The organism is Kitasatospora sp. NPDC085895, from assembly GCF_040702125.1.
GTDB lineage: Bacteria > Actinomycetota > Actinomycetes > Streptomycetales > Streptomycetaceae > Kitasatospora > Kitasatospora arboriphila.
Genome location: NZ_JBFBJY010000043.1, coordinates 54,137 through 69,715, shown reverse-complemented (window position 1 = coordinate 69,715; position 15,579 = coordinate 54,137). Strand labels below are relative to the sequence as shown.

Annotated in this window: 14 protein-coding genes and 1 pseudogene; 10 read left to right on the top strand and 5 right to left on the bottom strand. The window is 75.0% G+C overall.

The features are described 5' to 3' along the window. The coding region (locus tag AB0442_RS24910; protein WP_366165432.1) for an amino acid transporter at positions 1 to 1,632 on the top strand (1,632 nt) is incomplete at its 5' end. A 92-nt stretch (positions 1,633 to 1,724) separates the two neighbouring features. On the opposite strand, the gene AB0442_RS24905 is transcribed toward AB0442_RS24910, so the two are convergent. Together AB0442_RS24905 and AB0442_RS24900 are read right to left on the bottom strand one after the other, a co-directional pair. After that, a complete protein-coding gene (locus AB0442_RS24905) occupies positions 1,725 to 2,258 on the bottom strand; it encodes a flavodoxin domain-containing protein (protein WP_366165430.1) in 534 nt (177 codons plus the stop codon). Positions 2,259 to 2,442: 184 nt separating this feature from the next. After that, positions 2,443 to 2,871 carry an ester cyclase gene (locus AB0442_RS24900; RefSeq protein ID WP_366165429.1) on the bottom strand — a complete coding sequence of 143 codons (429 nt, stop codon included), beginning with the start codon at positions 2,869 to 2,871 and terminating at the stop codon, positions 2,443 to 2,445. Positions 2,872 to 2,969: 98 nt separating this feature from the next. On the opposite strand from AB0442_RS24900, the gene AB0442_RS24895 reads away from it, so the two are divergent. The 3 genes from AB0442_RS24895 to AB0442_RS24885 all read left to right on the top strand — a co-directional run bounded on the left by AB0442_RS24895 (position 2,970) and on the right by AB0442_RS24885 (position 6,787). Next, on the top strand, positions 2,970 to 3,596 hold the full coding sequence (locus tag AB0442_RS24895) for a TetR/AcrR family transcriptional regulator C-terminal domain-containing protein (protein WP_366165427.1): 627 nt from the start codon (positions 2,970 to 2,972) through the stop codon (positions 3,594 to 3,596). Between the two features lie 186 nt (positions 3,597 to 3,782). After that, entirely contained in the window at positions 3,783 to 4,310 is a 528-nt protein-coding gene (locus tag AB0442_RS24890; RefSeq protein ID WP_366165426.1) for a hypothetical protein, read from the top strand. 257 nt (positions 4,311 to 4,567) lie between these two features. Further along, positions 4,568 to 6,787, top strand: coding sequence for a SpoIIE family protein phosphatase (locus tag AB0442_RS24885; protein ID WP_366165424.1), 2,220 nt, complete (start codon positions 4,568 to 4,570; stop codon positions 6,785 to 6,787). Between the two features lie 71 nt (positions 6,788 to 6,858). Here the strand turns inward: AB0442_RS24885 and AB0442_RS24880 are convergent, their stop codons facing one another. Both AB0442_RS24880 and pstS read right to left on the bottom strand, forming a co-directional pair. After that, positions 6,859 to 7,698, bottom strand: coding sequence for a patatin-like phospholipase family protein (locus AB0442_RS24880; RefSeq protein ID WP_366165423.1), 840 nt, complete (start codon positions 7,696 to 7,698; stop codon positions 6,859 to 6,861). Positions 7,699 to 7,879: 181 nt separating this feature from the next. After that, entirely contained in the window at positions 7,880 to 9,007 is a 1,128-nt protein-coding gene (pstS, locus tag AB0442_RS24875) for a phosphate ABC transporter substrate-binding protein PstS (protein ID WP_366165422.1), read from the bottom strand. A gap of 258 nt (positions 9,008 to 9,265) precedes the next feature. On the opposite strand from pstS, the gene AB0442_RS24870 reads away from it, so the two are divergent. The 5 genes from AB0442_RS24870 (at position 9,266) to AB0442_RS24850 (ending at position 13,894) form a co-directional block, all read left to right on the top strand. Further along, the gene (locus tag AB0442_RS24870) at positions 9,266 to 10,915 is read left to right on the top strand and encodes a phosphonate degradation HD-domain oxygenase (RefSeq protein WP_366165420.1); all 1,650 of its coding nucleotides are present in this window, start codon (positions 9,266 to 9,268) and stop codon (positions 10,913 to 10,915) included. Between the two features lie 248 nt (positions 10,916 to 11,163). Next, positions 11,164 to 11,715: a DinB family protein gene (locus AB0442_RS24865; protein ID WP_366165419.1), complete on the top strand. Its 552-nt coding sequence runs from the start codon at positions 11,164 to 11,166 to the stop codon at positions 11,713 to 11,715. Between the two features lie 118 nt (positions 11,716 to 11,833). Beyond that, on the top strand, positions 11,834 to 11,995 hold the full coding sequence (locus AB0442_RS24860; RefSeq protein ID WP_366165417.1) for a hypothetical protein: 162 nt from the start codon (positions 11,834 to 11,836) through the stop codon (positions 11,993 to 11,995). Further along, a complete protein-coding gene (locus AB0442_RS24855) occupies positions 11,992 to 12,291 on the top strand; it encodes a hypothetical protein (protein WP_366165415.1) in 300 nt (99 codons plus the stop codon). Before AB0442_RS24860 ends, AB0442_RS24855 begins: the two co-directional genes overlap by 4 nt. 202 nt (positions 12,292 to 12,493) lie before the next feature. Further along, positions 12,494 to 13,894 (top strand): amidase, encoded by a 1,401-nt coding sequence (locus AB0442_RS24850; RefSeq protein WP_366165413.1) that lies wholly within the window; start codon positions 12,494 to 12,496, stop codon positions 13,892 to 13,894. Positions 13,895 to 14,022: 128 nt separating this feature from the next. On the opposite strand, the pseudogene AB0442_RS24845 reads toward AB0442_RS24850, so the two are convergent. Next, a pseudogene (locus tag AB0442_RS24845) lies at positions 14,023 to 14,130 on the bottom strand (aldo/keto reductase); the annotation flags it as partial. Between the two features lie 177 nt (positions 14,131 to 14,307). Between AB0442_RS24845 and AB0442_RS24840 the strand changes: the two are divergent. After that, positions 14,308 to 15,501 carry a UDP-N-acetylglucosamine--N-acetylmuramyl-(pentapeptide) pyrophosphoryl-undecaprenol N-acetylglucosamine transferase gene (locus tag AB0442_RS24840; RefSeq protein ID WP_366165412.1) on the top strand — a complete coding sequence of 398 codons (1,194 nt, stop codon included), beginning with the start codon at positions 14,308 to 14,310 and terminating at the stop codon, positions 15,499 to 15,501. Positions 15,502 to 15,579 lie beyond the last annotated feature (78 nt).

Below are 15,579 nucleotides of genomic sequence, written 5' to 3'. Positions count from 1 at the left end.
GCCATGCTGGAGCGGCTGCTGAGCTTCTGGCAGGGCAAGCTCTTCGTCCTCGTCCTGCTGGGCTTCGCCGCCACCGACTTCCTGATCACCATCACCCTCTCCGCCGCCGACGCCACCGCCCACCTGGTGGAGAACCCGCACCTGACGAGCGCGCTGCACGGCCGCCAGGTGCTGATCACGCTCTTCCTGATCGCGCTGCTCGGCGCCGTCTTCCTCAAGGGCTTCAGCGAGGCGATCGGCCTGGCCGTGGGCCTGGTCGGCATCTACCTGGCGCTGAACGTCGTCGTGGTGGTGACCGGCCTGTGGCACGTGGCCACCGCCCCGCACGTGGTCGCCGACTGGTCGCACGCGCTGACGGCCGAGCACGGCAACGTGGTCGCGATGGTCGGCGTCTCGCTGATCGTCTTCCCCAAGCTCGCCCTGGGCCTGTCCGGCTTCGAGACCGGTGTCGCCGTGATGCCGCACATCAAGGGCGACCCCGGCGACACGGAGGCGCGGCCGACCGGGCGCACCCGCGGCACCCACAAGCTGCTCACCACCGCCGCCGTGATCATGAGCGTCTTCCTGATCACCACCAGCTTCATCACCACCCTGCTGATCCCGGCGGACCAGTTCCGCCCCGGCGGCGAGGCCAACGGCCGTGCCCTGGCCTACCTCGCCCACGAGTACCTGGGCACCGCGTTCGGCACCGTCTACGACGTCTCCACCATCGCCATCCTCTGGTTCGCCGGGGCCTCCGCCATGGCGGGCCTGCTCAACCTGCTGCCCCGCTACCTGCCGCGCTACGGCATGGCGCCGCACTGGGCGCGGGCCGTCCGCCCGACCGTGCTGGTGCTGACCGCGGTGGCCTTCCTGGTCACCTGGATCTTCGACGCGGACGTGGACGCGCAGGGCGGCGCGTACGCGACCGGCGTCCTCGTACTGATCAGCTCGGCGGCGATCGCGGTGACCATCGCCGCCCGCCGGGCCCGCCAGCGGGGCTGGACGATCGGCTTCGCGGTGATCGCCGCGGTCTTCCTCTACACCACGGCCCTCAACATCGCCGAGCGCCCGGACGGTGTGAAGATCGGTGCCTGCTTCATCGCCGGCATCATCCTCATCTCGCTGGCCTCCAGGCTCGCCCGCGCCTTCGAACTGCGGGTCACCGAGGTCGTGCTGGATCCGATCGCGGAGCGGTTCGTCCGCGACTGCGCGCACCGGGACATCCGGCTGATCGCCAACGAGCCGAGCAACCGGGACCTCGCCGAGTACCGCGACAAGACCTCCCAGATCCGGGCCGACAACGGCATCGCCCCCGAGGACGACCTGCTGTTCGTCGAGGTCACCGTCCGCGACCCGTCCGACTTCGAGGCCGAACTGCGGGTGCGCGGCGAGGTGCTGCACGACCGGTACCGCATCCTCACCCTGGAGCACTCCTCCATCCCGAACGCCCTGGCGGCGCTGCTGCTGCACGTCCGGGACACCACCGGGCAGCAGCCGCACATCTACTTCGAGTGGACGGAGGGCAATCCGTTCGCCCAGTTCCTGCGGTTCTTCCTGTTCGGCCAGGGCGAGGTCGCCCCGGTCACCCGCGAGGTGCTCCGCGAGGCGGAGGCCGACCGCTCGCGGCGCCCGCGCGTGCACGTCGGCTGAGCACCGCGGCGTCCGGAGCCGCGCAGACCCGCACCTCGACCGGCGGTCCCGTTCCCGGGGCCGCCGGTCGGTGCGTTCCGGACCTCGGGGCGTCAGATCAGCGTCGCGCCCCAGGCCTTGGCCCGCTCGAGTTCGCCGGTGCGCATCGGCCCCTCGGAGTCCTCGACGACGAAGCCCTCGGGCCGGGCGACGAGGTCGTAGTGGTGGTGCGACAGCCGGCGGGCGATGCCGTGCGCGGCCCCGCCGCTCGCCTTGATGTCGGCGCGGGTGTCGAAGGCGGCGGCGCGCACGCCCGGTCCGCCCTCGGGCAGCGAGTGGAACCAACCGCGCAGGCCGGGGCCGTTGCCCTCGGCCGCGGCGGTCCGCTCCGCGGCGCCGTCCGGCTCCTTCCTCTTCTCCGCGGCGACCGCCATCCGGCGGCTCAGCGCGGAGGTCATGCCGTGCATGTGGGTGGGGCCGCCGACCACGAGCAGGTCGGCCGACCGGGTGACCTCCGGTCCGGCCTCGGCAGCCGGCAGGCACCGCACGACCGCCTCCGGCTGTGCCGTGTGGACGCCGTCCGCCACGGCCTCGGCCACCTCGCGCGTGTTGCCGTAGATGCTCTCGTACACGATGACCGCACGCATGGCTCTCACCCTCTTCTCCCCGATCGGCTCCTGCCGCGCGGTCCTCCTCCTGCGCGGCCCGCCCGTTCGGCGGCCCCCGTCACTTCCATGCCAGCACCCCCGGAGCGCGGGGCACAGGGCCGGCAGGGGCCGCCCGCCGGGCCGGACGGCCCCGGGGCGTCGGGACTTCGGGCCCGTGCGGGGGTCAGTCCGCCGTCGGCCAGTCCCAGCCGAGCTGGAGGAAGAGGCCGAGGCGGTCGGAGACGCCGCGGATCTCGGTGATCCGGCCGTCCACGACGGTGAAGACGAAGATCGCCTCGTTCTCGAAGGCCCGGCCCGTGGGGACGGGCATCCGGGGGTGGGTGCCGGAGCTGATGCCGGACTGGGTGATCCGGGCGACCACCCGGTCGCCCTCGGCGACCAGTTCGTCGATGCGGGCGCGGTAGGGCTTCAGGGCGGTCAGCTGCATCTCGATGGCGGCGAAGGCCGCACCGGGCTCGTCCGGCTCACCGTGAATGATCTTGTTGTGGTCGACCACGTCGGCGGCCAGGTAGTCGCCGAGGTCGGCCGTCCGGGCCTCGTTGAGGGCGGTGACGAAGTCGGTCACGAGCTGCTTGTTCCGGTCCACGGACATGGTCCGAATCCCCCTTACGGTGTAAGACTGCGATGTGCGCTACTCTCGCCTTACGCCGTAAGAAAGTCAAGCGGCCCCGCTCGCGAACGGAGACAACCGTGGACGCCGCCACCCCCCGCAGGGCCGGGCTCACCCGCGAGAAGGTGCTGAACGCGGCACTGGACCTCGCCGACCGCGACGGCGTCGAGAAGCTCTCCATGCGCAGGCTGGGTGCCGAACTCGGCGTCGAGGCGATGACGCTCTACCACTACGTGCCCAACAAGGCCGCCCTGCTGGACGGGATGGTCGAACGGGTCGTCACCGCCGTCCGCCCCGAGCTGGACGGGCCCGCCGACGCCTGGCCCGAGCGCCTGCGGGACTTCGCCGCCGCGTTCCGTGCCGAACTGCTCCGCCACCCCGGGGCGATCGTGCTGGTCGCCACCCGCCCCGCGCGCTCCGCGGAGGCCCTGCGGATCGTCGAGGACACCGCGGCCTTCCTCGGCCGGGCCGGCATCGCCCCCGTCGACGCCCTGCGGATCGTCAACTCCGTCGCCACCCTGGTGATCGGCCAGTGCCTCGCCGAGGCCGCCACCACCCCGGGCCACCCGGACGAGCCGACCGACGCCGACCTCACCGCCCTTCCCGTCCTCGCCGCCGCGGTGGCCGGCGGCCTCGGCACCCCGGAGGACCACCGCGCCCGCTTCGACCTCGCCCTGGACGCCCTGCTCGCCGGCCTCCGCCGCTGACCCCTCCCGGCCGGGCTCGGCCCGGCCCGGCTCGGCGGGCGCCGCGCCGTGCGGCAGCCGGGCGGTGTCCGCCGCTCCCCGGTGGGGGAACCACGGCCCCCGCCGGTCCGGCCCGACACTGGGCAGGTCCGCACGCCAACAGCCCGACCGGGAGACCGGCCGGGCACGTCCCAGGGAGCAGGTGCCATGAGCCAGGAGGACGGGGCGGCCGCCGGCGGGGACACGCCCTCCGAGCACGTGGACGCGCGCACCGAGCAGCTCAAGGAGCGCATCTACGCCACCATCACCATGGTCGCCGTGGTGGTCGGCCTCTCCGCCGTCGACGACCTGACGACCTGGAAGGCGGCCCTCGCCGTCTGCGCGACGGCCGTCGGGCTCTGGCTCGCCACCCTCGTCGCCGACGAACAGGCCCACCGGATCGTCCACCGCCGCCTCGCCTCCGGACGCGACCTGCGGAGGATGCTCTTCGTCAGCAGCCCGCTGCTGCTCTCCGCCGTCGGCCCGCTGCTGCTGATCGGCGCCTCCGCGATCGGCCTGATGGACCTGCACACGGCCCTGCTCGCCTCCGTCGCGGTCAGTGTGGCGACGCTGTTCGCGTGGGGCTGCATCGGCGGCCTGCGGATGGGCAGCAGCCCCCTCGCGGCCGTCGTCGCCGGCGCGATCGACGCCGTCATCGGCCTCGCCGTGGTCCTCGTCAAACTCGCCGGCCACTGAAGCCGCGCCGACCCCTGGCCCCTGCCCCGAGGCGCTGCCGCGCACCCGGCCGACACGCCGCCGCGGACCCGGGCCGTCCGGCGGGCTCCCGGTGCGGTAGCGGCGTACCGTCCCGGGTATGGGAGCTGCGCCGTTCCGCCGATGCGGGGCGAACGGGTGCGCCCGCCCGGCACGGTGCCGGCGGGCCGCGGACGCCCGTCGCCCGGAGGTCGCCGCGCCGCTGCGGCGGTGCCGTGGCCGGGGGAGAGGGGGCGGCGGTGTCCGGGGCCGCTGAGACCCCGACCCCGCCCGTTCCGCGCCGTCCGCCGGGCGACGCCCTGGTGACGGCGCTCGCCGCCACCGTCCGCCGCGCGGGTGCCAGCGTCGCCGGCCTCTTCCTGCTCGCTCCCGACGAACCGGTCCTGCGGCTGGCGGTGATGTACGGCGTGCCGCTGGACTTCGTCGCACCCTGGCTCCGGCTGCCGCTCAGCGGCCCCACCCCCGTCACCGACGCCACGCGCGAGGAGCGGCTGGTGTGGATCGGCAACCAGGAGGACATGGTCCGCAGCTACCCGAGGGTCGCCGCCGCGCTGCCCTACCGGTTCTCCCTCGCCGCCGCCCCGGTCGTCGGCGAACACCGCACCTGGGGTGCCCTCCAACTGCTCTGGCCGGCCGACCACCCCCCGCACGCCACCCACCGCGACTGCGACAACGCCACCACCGGCGCCCGGCGTGCGGCCCGGCTGCTCGACGCCGCCGGCGGCCCGCCCGACCTCCCCGAACAGCCGTGGATCGTCCCGGACGAGCTCGTCCACCCGCGCCGGGAGCAGGACGGCAGGGCCGCCGCCGACTACGCCGAGCGGCTCCCCGAGGGCGCGCTCGCCCTCGACCTGGAGGGCCGGATCACCTTCCTCACCTCCACCGCCGCCCGGCTGCTCGGACGCTCCGCCGACGACCTGATCGGCGCACTGCCCCGGAACGTCCTGCCCTGGCTCGACGACCCCGCGCTGGAGGAGCGCTACCGCACGGCGGTGATCAGCCGCGAACCCACCCGCTTCACCGCGCTGCGCCCGCCCGGCCACGTACTGGAGTTCCAGCTCTACCCGGACCCGGGCGGCATCAGCGTCCGGATCACCCCGAGCATCCGGCAACCGACCGCCGGGCCCGCGCCGACGCCTGCCGGCGGGCCCGCGCGAGCACCCGTGGACGGGCCCTCCGACGGGCCCTCCGACGAGCCCTCGGCCGGGACGCCCGCCCGGCCGGCCGTGTCGTCCGCGAACTCGATCGGACGGCTCCAGCAACTCATGCACCTGACCGCCGCCCTGACCGAGGCCGTCGGGGTGCGCGACCTGGTCGGCATGGTCGCCGACCAGATCCTGCCGGCGTTCGGCGCCCAGGCCCTGATCCTCTCCGCGGCCGACGCGGGACGGCTGCGGATCATCGGCCACCGGGGCTACTCCGCGGAGGCCGTCGAACGGCTGGACGGCCTGCCGCTCGACACCGGGTTCAGCCCGGTCGGGCGGGCACTCGCCGACGGCACGCCCTCCTTCTTCGCCAGCCCGCAGGAGATGGCCCGGAACTATCCGCAGGCGCCGCAGATCACCGGCAAGCAGGCCTGGGCCGTCCTCCCGCTGATCGTCTCCGGCAGGCCCGTCGGGGTCTGCGTGGTCTCCTACGACCGCCCGCACGCCTTCACCGCCGACGAGCGCGCCGTCCTGACCTCGCTCGGCGGCCTGATCGCCCAGGCGCTGGACCGCGCCCGCCTGTACGACGCCAAGCACGACCTCGCGCACGGCCTGCAGGCCGCACTGCTGCCCCGCACGCTGCCCCGGATCGAAGGGCTGGACTTCGCCGCCCGCTACCTGCCCGCCAGCCTCGGACAGGACATCGGCGGCGACTTCTACGACCTCATCCGGCTCGACGAGCGCACCGCCGCCGCCGTCATCGGCGACGTCGAGGGCCACAACGTCGCCGCGGCCGCCCTCATGGGCCAGGTCCGCACCGCGGTGCAGGCCCACGCGGCCGCCGGCGCCGGCCCCGACCAGATCCTCACCCGCACCAACCGCCTGCTGGCCGACCTCGACCCCGACCTCCTGGTCTCCTGCCTGTACGCCCACCTCGACCTCGTCCGCCGACAGGTCACCATCGCCTCCGCCGGCCATCCGCCGCCGCTGCTGCTGCGCCGCGGCGGCCGCGCCCACGTGCTGGACCTGGAGCCGGGCCCGCTGCTGGGCGTCGACGTGTCCGCCGGCTACCCGCTCACCACGCTGCCGCTGCCGGACGGCACCCTGCTCGCCCTCTACACCGACGGCCTGGTGGAGGTGCCCGGAGTCGATCCCTCGCGGATCACCGCCGCCCTCGCCGACCACCTGGCGGCCCATCGCGCCGACGGCCTCGACACCCTCATCGACGGTCTGGTGCAGGTGGGTTGGCCCTCCGGACGCCACACCGACGACATCGCCCTGCTCCTGCTGCGGGCCTGCCGCCCCCCGCTCTGAACCCCCGTGCTGCGCCGAACCCTCCTTGCAGCTCCGAGCCCCGGCCGCTGCGGGCCTTCGATGCCGCGGCCTCAGCGGTTCAGCAGGGCGGCCACCGCACCGGCCCGGGCCGCCCCCTGCCGGCGGCCGGCCTCGGCCACGGCAGCCCGGCGCGAGGCGTCGAGCAGGTTGCGGCCGATGGCGCGGCGGGCGTCGGCGTCCGGCGTGAGCACGAGGACCTCGGCGCCCTCCGCGGCGAGTTCGGCGCCCTGCTCCTCGGCGTGCGGGTGCGGGCCGACCGCCCGGGGCACGGGGGAGAGCGCGAGGACCCGGCGGTGACCGCGTGCCAGGTGGACGTTGGTGGTCGACCGGGTGCCGCCGTCCATCCAGCGCCGTCCCGCGACCGACACCGGCGGCCACAGCACCGGTACGGCGCAGCTGGCGGCCACCGCCTGCGGCAGCGGCACCCCCGAGGACGCGTCGAAGACCGCCAGCCGGCCGGTGGCCGCCTCCACCGAGGCGAGCCGCAGGTCGCGGTCGGGCCAGTCGTGGACGCCGTCGAGCAGGGTGGTGATCGCCGCGAGGACCTCCGACTCGGGCACCGTGCGGGAGACGAGCGCCGCCCGGCCGAGCCGCCGCACGGACCGCTCCGGATCGCGGGCGGCCAGCGCGGCCCAGAGGAAGCGCGCGGTCTGAGCGGCCGTCACCCGGACGGCCACCGCGGGGGTGCCGGCGAGCTCGCCCGCGAGGAGCTGCGCGGGATGCGCGCCGGCGGTGAGCCGGGCGCCGAGGACCGCACCCGCCGAGGTGCCGATCACGGTGTCGGTGCCGGTCGGGTCGACCCCGGCCTCGGCCAGTCCGGCGAGGACGCCGATCTCCCACGCGCCGCCCAGTGTCCCGCCGCCGCCGAGCACCAGAGCCGTGTCCGCCATCGTCCCGCCCCTTCGATGAAACGGGGACCATTCCCCGTTTGATGGTCCGACAGTAGCACCGGCGCCACCGGGGCCGGGGTCGGGGCGTGGACGGCGGTGAACCCGCCCCAGGGCGGGGGACGGGCTCACGGGACGGGCCGGGCGGACGGACCCACGGGACGGGCCCGGCGGGGCCTTCGGCTCAGGACAGGGTGGGGATCGCGGCCTGGACCTTGGAGGCGACCTCCTGGGGGAGCGGGACGTAGCCCTTGGCGCCGATGGCCTGTTGGGCGGGCTCGCTGATGGTGTAGGTCAGGAAGGACTTGAGGGCGTCCAGGGTGGCGGACTTGTTGCCCTTGTCGCAGACGATCTCGTACGTGACCAGGACGATCGGGTAGGCGCCGGGCTCGTTGGTGGCGTAGTCGAGGGTGAGGGCGAGGTCGCTGCCGGTGCCGGCCACGGTGGCCTTGGCGAAGGTGGTGGCGGCGTTGTCGGCGGTGGCCGCGACGGGCTGCGGGGCGCCGGTGTTGACGGCGGCGCTCGTGAGGTTGTTGGTCTGGGCGTAGGAGAGCTCGACGTAACCGATCGAGTTCTGGACCTGCTTCACCTGGGCGGAGACGCCGGCGGAGCCGTTGGCGGACTGGCCGCCCTGTCCGGCCCAGGTCTTGCTCGGCGGGTACGGCCAGGCGCCGCTGCCGGCTGCCGCGAGGTAGGCGGTGAGGTTGGCGGTGGTGCCGGAGTCGTCGCCGCGGTGGAAGCTCTGGATCGTGGTGTCCGGCAGCTTCGTGTTCGGGTTGAGCGCGGTGATCGCCGGGTCGTTCCACTTGGTGATCTGCCCGTTGAAGATCTTGGCGACGGTCGGGGCGTCGAGCACGAGGTCGTCGACGCCGTCGACGTTGTAGACGATCGAGATCAGGCCGGCGACCATCGGCAGGTCGATGCCCTGCCCGCCGGTGCACACCTGCTTGGAGGCGGTGACCTCCTCCGGCTTCAGCGGGGCGTCCGAACCGGCGAAGGTCACCTTGCCCTGGTTGAACTGCTGCACGCCGGCGCCCGAGCCGCCGCCGCCGTAGGTGACGGTGATGTCCGGGCAGGCGGTGCCGAAGGCGACCTTCCAGATGTCGATGGCGTTGGCCTGCGCGGTGGAGCCCGCTCCGAGCAGCTGCCCGGAGCCGTTGCAGGCGATCGAGGCGCCGCTCGCCGGGCCGGACGGTGCGGCGCCGGTGGTCGGTGCCGGGTCGGAGCCGCACCCGGCGGCGGTGGCGAGGACTGCGGTGAGGGCGGTGGCGCCGGCCAGCAGGCGGGCGGCGGACATGGTCCGGCGGATCATGGGGATCTCCAGGTCGGCGGACGCGGACGGCGGTCGGGCCCATCGTCGGCCCGTGCTGCACACCGCCGCACGGCCGACATGCCGCCGACTCGCCCGAACGGGTGGCTCCGCCGCTCCCGTCCTCCCGCCCGTGGTCTGCTGTTTCCCTTCCCTTAACCCGTAAGTCCGGGGTTCGTCACCGGCCTTCGGCAGGGTCGCCGACGAAGGTGAGTTGACTGTACAACTCGGCCCGCGAGGCCGCCCACCGAAGGACCCCGCATGTCCGATCCCCGTGCCCTGTCCGGCTACTGGCTGCGCGACAACTGCCCCTGCGTCGAGTGCCGCGACCCCGGCAACGGCCAGAAGCTGTTCCAGATCACCGACCTGCCCGCCGACCTCGCCGTCCGGGAGAGCGCCGAGCGGGACGGCCACCTGACCGTGCTCTGGACCGACGGCCACCGCTCCCGCTACCCGCTCGCCTGGCTCGCGGCCGCCGCCCCGGACGTACACGGACCGGAGACCGCCGGCCGGCACCCCGGCGACCACCGCACCGAGGCGGCCAAACGGCTGTGGCGCGCCGCCGACTTCGCCGCCGGCCTCCCCGAGGCCCACTGGGACGCCCACCTCGCCGACCCCGCCGAACGCGCCGCCGTGCTGCGCGCCGTCCGGCACCTCGGCTTCGCCGTGCTGCGCGGCGTCCCCACCACCGACCGGCAGGTGCTCGCCGTCGCCCGCACCTTCGGCCACGTCCGGGTCACCAACTACGGCGAACTCTTCGACGTCCGCGTCGAACCCGACCCCAACAACCTCGCCTTCACCAGCGCCGCCATCACCCCGCACACCGACAACCCCTACCGCGACCCGGTGCCCACCCTGCAACTGCTGCACTGCCTGGAGAACGCCGCCGAGGGCGGCGACTCCGGCCTGGTCGACGGCTTCGCCGCCGCCGACCTGCTGCGCACCGAGGCACCCGAGGACTTCGCGCTGCTCACCCGGACACCCGTCCCGTTCGCCTTCCGCGACCGCACCACCGAACTGCACGCCGAGCGGCCGCTGATCGAGACCGACGCCCTCGGCCGGATCCGCGAGATCCGGTTCAACAACCGCTCCATCGGCACCCTGCGGCTGCCCGCCGCCGACCTCGACGCCTTCTACGCCGCCTACCGCCGCTTCGCCGCGATCACCCTGCGCCCCGAACTGCAGCTCACCTTCCGCCTCGACCCCGGCGACTGCCTGGTCCTCGACAACACCCGGCTGCTGCACGCCCGCACCGCCTTCGACCGCGACGGCCACCGCCACCTCCAGGGCTGCTACGCCGACCTCGACTCCCTCGGCTCCACCCTCGCCGTCCTGGACCGCCACACCGAGGCCCTGGACACCCTCCAGGAACTCTTCGAGGGCGAGGGCGCCGAGGAGTACCTCGGCGAGGCCGTCACCCAGGCCGAACACATGCTGCAGGCCGCCGTCCTCGCCCACCGGGACGGAGCACCGCCGCACCTGGTGGCGGCCGCCCTGCTGCACGACGTCGGCCACTTCCACGGCGCCGTCACCGGCGCGCAGTTGATGGCCGGCACCGACAACCGCCACAGCCACACCGGCGCCGACTGGCTCGCCCGCTGGTTCGGCTCCGAGGTCACCGAACCGATCCGGCTGCACGTCGCCGCCAAGCGCTACCTGTGCGCGGTGGAACCGGCGTACCGGGCCGGCCTGTCCGAAGCCTCCGAGCACACCCTCCGGGTGCAGGGCGGCCCGATGACCGCCGAGGAGGCCGCCGCCTTCGCCGCCCTGCCCGCAGCGGCCGACGCCGTCGCCGTCCGCCGCTGGGACGACCTGGCGAAGACCACCGACACCGACACCCCCGCCTTCGACCACTTCCGCCCCCTCCTCGCCGGCCTCCTGTCCGCCGACGCGATCGGGACGCGCCGGTAGCGCGGCGCCCGGTGCGAATTGCTTCGGGTGCAGCCCTTCCCAGGGAACGGGCGGCCGTGGGAGAGTGTCCGCTCCTGGGGAGGCGGGTCTGTCACCTGGTGGAACAGGTGCTTCACGCCTCGCTGTGTCGGGTCCGCTCGCGCACACGGGCGGCACCGCGGGTGCCCGGCAGCTGCCATGCGGCCGGGCACTCGTCCGCGCCGCGGCCCGGGCTTCCGCAGCGCCGCGGCAGGGGCCAGGATGCCGGTATGACCTCACCGACCCGCCGTGCGGAACTCTTCGACCCTGCCGACCGCGCCCGCCGCTTCGCCGGCCCCGCGACCGGAGACGAACGCCCGCTGCTCACCGACATGCTGGCCGCCCAGCGGCACACCCTGGAGCTGAAGTGCCGCGGACTGTCCACCGGGCTGGCCCGGCGTTCGGCGGAGCCGTCCACCCTCTCGCTGCTCGGCCTCGTCCGGCACCTCGCGGAGGTGGAGCGGCGCTGGTTCCGCCGGGTCCTGGCCGGGCAGGACGCGCCGGCGCTGTTCGTCTCGGAGGCCGACCCGGACGGGGACTTCGACGGTGCCACCGACGATCCGGAGGTCGTCCGGGCCTCGTGGCAGGCGTGGCGGGACGAGGTCGCCTTCGCCGAGCGGTTCGCGGCCGAGGCGCCGCACCTGGACCTGGAGGGCCTGGACGTCTGGCGGGGCCCGGTGTCGTTGCGCTGGGTGCTCGTCCACATGATCGAGGAGTACGCCCGCCACAACGGCCACGCAGACCTGCTGCGCGAACGCATCGACGGCGCCGTCGGTTTGTGACCCGCCGGCGCTCCCGGCGTGCGGCGCGGCGTCAACCCGCCCGGCATGCAGCACGACTGACGATGCGCCACCGATCATGGATGCGGCGCGCTACCGTCTGATCACAGGAGGTGGTGTTGTGGCCGAACCCCAGGTGTGCCCGGGATGTGCCGGGCAGCGCGGCACCGAGAAGGTGCAGCACACGGTGGAGGCGGACGGCGGCGGCGGGCAGGTGCACCGCGAGCACCGGTACTGGTCGCCCTGCGGTCGGTGCGGCGGCGCGGGGGTGGTGTACGGATGAGGTCCGTGTTCGTCTGCCGGGAGTGCTCGCTCAGCTACCTGCCGCCCGAGTCGCTCGCCTACAGCGACGGCCCGGCCAGCCCGGTCTGGTGCTCGATCTGCCAGCAGCGCGCCGCCGACCTGGGAGTTCCCGAGCCCGCCGCGGCCCGGACGGTCGCCCTGCTGGCCGCGCGCAGCGCCGCCGGTCGGGAGGCTCCGCCCTCGGCGACCCGCTCCGGCCCGGACGTCCGGCCCTCGCGTCCGGCCCTCACCCGCCGGTCGGGGTCCGGCCCGGGCACCCGTACGCGGCTCGGCTGACACCCCGTCGGCGGTCCGTCCGTTCCCGCCGACTCCGGTCGGCCGCTCCCGGCCCGGCTCCCGCCGCTCCCGGCCCGGCTCCCGCTGCTCCCGGCGGCGGACCGGGTCGCGACGCGCCGGAGGGGGCGTGTACCGAAGCAGTCCGCACCCCTAGAATGCCGCCCGCGAACGGTATTACTGGCCGGTAGAAGCGGGGGTTGGCATGGCGGACGATCGGGTGCACGCATTCGGCGACGACGTACTCGGGGACCACGACGCGGTGGCGCTGGCCGGACTCGTCCGGTCCGGCGAGGCGAGCCCCGACGAACTCGCGGAGGCCGCCGCGGCCCGTGCCCGGCGGATCGACGCCGCCCTCGAACCGGTCGCCTTCGCCGCCCGTCTGCCGCGGCTCACCGCCGACAGCCGACTGGCGCCGTTCTACGGCGTGCCCACCTACCTCAAGGACAACGTCGACCTGCGCGGCATGCCCACCGGGCAGGGCAGCGCCGCCTTCCGGGCCCGGCCCGCCCGGCGCACCGCAGGGTTCGCCGACCAGTTCCTCGCCACCGGCGTCGCCGTGCTCGGCAAGTCCCGGCTCCCCGAGTTCGGCCTCAACGCCTCGACCGAGTACGCCGCGGCGGAGCCGGTGCGCAACCCCTGGAAGCCCTCGCACTCGCCCGGCGCCTCCTCCGGCGGCTCGGCGGCCCTGGTCGCGGCGGGCGTCGTGCCGATCGCCCACGCCAACGACGGCGGCGGCTCGATCCGCATCCCCGCCGCCTGCTGCGGGCTGATCGGCCTCAAGCCGACCCGCGGCCGCCTGGTGCCCAACGACCAGGGCCGCCGCCTGCCGATCGACCTGGTCACGGACGGCGTGCTCACCCGTTCCGTCCGGGACACCGCCGCGTTCTTCGCCGCCGCCGAACGCCACCACCGCAACCCCGCACTGCCCCCGCTCGGCCTGGTCGAGGGCCCCGGCACCGGCCCGCTGCGGATCGGCCTCGTCCTCGACTCGCCGCTCGCCGACACCGACGCGGCCACCCGCCGCGCCGTCGAGGACACCGCGCTCCGCCTGGAGGCCCTCGGCCACCGGGTCGAGCCGACCGTCCTGCCCTTCGGCGAGGAGTTCTCCCGCGACTTCACCCTCTACTGGGGCTACATCGCCTTCCTCATCGCCGCCACCGGCCGGCTGATGCTGGACCGCAGCTTCCGCGCCGCCCGCCTCGACGGCCTCACCTCGGGCCTGCGCCGCAGCTTCCACCGCGAGTTCGCCCGCATCCCCGGTGCGCTGCGGCGACTGGGCCGCGCCGAGCAGGCCTACGCCGAACTCTTCCGCAGCCATGACGCCGTGCTCTCCCCGGTGCTCGCGCACACCGCCCCGCCGATCGGCCACCTCAGCCCCAACGTGCCGTTCGAGGAGCTGATGGGGCGTCTGCAGCGGTACGTGGCGTTCACCCCGGTCAACAACGTGACCGGGGCGCCCGGGATCTCGCTGCCCGCCGGCAGCACGGGCGACGGCCTGCCGATCGGCGTCCACCTGTCCGCCGCGCACGGGCAGGAACGCGTCTTGCTGGAGCTGGCGTTCGCCCTGGAGGCTGACCGCCCCTGGCGGCGGATCCAGGACTGACCGGCGGATCCGCGACCGCTCGGCGGATCCGGCACCGACCGCAGGATCCCGGCGCCGACGCGGGGATCCCGGCACCGACCGGCGGAGTGCCGCGGCCCGCGGCGGAGTCCGCCGGTCGGCCGGAGCCCTCAGGAGCAGAAGTTCCGCTGCCAGCGGTGCTTCGCCAGCACAGCGAGCGAGTCGGCCGACAGCGTCCGGCCGTCGCTCACCGCCGTGTTGCGCTCCACGTTCCGCAGTCGCGCCGCGGGCCGACAGCGGATTCCGGTCGGTGGAACCGCGGGTGCCGCTCGGGCGTCCCCGTAGCCGGGGTCCCCGGCCGGGAGCTGCGGTGATTGGGCTGATATCGTCCTGATTGTCCAACTGCCCTCCGGCGCAGCCGAGTCCGGGCCGAACGCCGTCACCCGGGAGCGTCCTTGCACCGTGCCGACCACCACCACCAGCCCGCCGCCGCGAGGCCGTTCCGACTGCTCGTCACCGGCGGTGGGACGGGCGGCCACACCTACCCCGCGCTGACCGCCGTGCGGACGCTCCGCGCCCGGCTCGGCGCCGCCGGGCGGGGGCTGGAGGTGCTCTGGGTCGGCACCGCCGAGGGCCTGGAGGCCCGGGTCGCCGCGAACGAGGGCATCCCGTTCGCCACGGTGGCCACCGGCAAGATCCGCCGCTCCTCGAACCCGCTGAAGATGGCCTCGCCCGCCAACGTCCGTGACATGTTCCGGGTCGTCCGCGGCATCCTGCAGGCCCGCAAGGTGGTCGCCGACTTCGCCCCCGACGTGGTGCTCGCCACCGGCGGCTACGTCGCCGTCCCGGTCGGCCGCGCCGCCGGCCGGTGCGGTGCGCCCCTGGTCGTCCACGAGCAGACCGTCCGCCTCGGCCTGGCCAACCGGATGCTCGCCCGGATCGCCGCACGCTTCGCGGTCTCCTCCGAGTCCACCGTGCCGCTGCTGCCCGAGGGCGCCCGCGCCCGGGCCGTGGTGACGGGCAATCCGGTCCGCCCCGAGGTGTTCCACGGCGTCCCCGCCAAGGCCGTCGAGGCGCTCGGCCTGTACGGCTTCGACCCGCACCTGCCCACCGTGTACGTGACCGGCGGCGCCCAGGGCTCGCTGCAGATCAACGGCCTGGTCGAGGAAGCGCTGCCCTGGCTGCTGACCGGCGCCAACGTCGTGCACCAGTGCGGCGCCGCGCACGCCGACGGCCTGCGGGCCCGGGCCGCCGCCCTGCCCCCGCACCTCGCCGCCCGCTACCTGGTCACGCCCTTCGTCGGCCCCGAACTCCCGGACGTGCTGGCGCTGGCGGACGTGGTCGTCTCCCGCAGCGGCGCCGGGACGATCGCCGAACTCACCGCCCTCGGCAAGGCCTCCGTGCTCGTTCCGATGGCCTCCTCGGCCGGCAACGAGCAGGCCCACAACGCCGGTCACCTGCAGGACTCCGGCGCGGCCGTGGCGCTGCTCGGCGAGGTCACCGCGGACGGCCTGTGCCGGGCCGTCGCGCCGCTGCTGTCCGACCCCTCGCGCCGCGCCGAGATGGCGCACCGGGCCCGCGCCCAGGGCCGCCCCGACGCCGCCGAGCGCCTGGTGGACGTCCTGCTGGAGGCCGCCGCGGCGAAGTAGTCCGCGGGGCGGCTCCGGAAACCACGCGCCGACCGGCGCTCCCTGCGGGGGAGCGCCGGTCGGCGCGTTGCTGCGCGG

Coding starts and splice junctions, on each gene's coding strand:
- AB0442_RS24905 (WP_366165430.1), bottom strand. CDS start 2,258: ATGCGTGCGGTCATCGTGTACGAGAGCATCTACGGCAACACGCGCGAG.
- AB0442_RS24900 (WP_366165429.1), bottom strand. CDS start 2,871: ATGTCCGTGGACCGGAACAAGCAGCTCGTGACCGACTTCGTCACCGCC.
- AB0442_RS24890 (WP_366165426.1), top strand. CDS start 3,783: ATGAGCCAGGAGGACGGGGCGGCCGCCGGCGGGGACACGCCCTCCGAG.
- AB0442_RS24880 (WP_366165423.1), bottom strand. CDS start 7,698: ATGGCGGACACGGCTCTGGTGCTCGGCGGCGGCGGGACACTGGGCGGC.
- pstS (WP_366165422.1), bottom strand. CDS start 9,007: ATGATCCGCCGGACCATGTCCGCCGCCCGCCTGCTGGCCGGCGCCACC.
- AB0442_RS24870 (WP_366165420.1), top strand. CDS start 9,266: ATGTCCGATCCCCGTGCCCTGTCCGGCTACTGGCTGCGCGACAACTGC.
- AB0442_RS24865 (WP_366165419.1), top strand. CDS start 11,164: ATGACCTCACCGACCCGCCGTGCGGAACTCTTCGACCCTGCCGACCGC.
- AB0442_RS24855 (WP_366165415.1), top strand. CDS start 11,992: ATGAGGTCCGTGTTCGTCTGCCGGGAGTGCTCGCTCAGCTACCTGCCG.
- AB0442_RS24850 (WP_366165413.1), top strand. CDS start 12,494: ATGGCGGACGATCGGGTGCACGCATTCGGCGACGACGTACTCGGGGAC.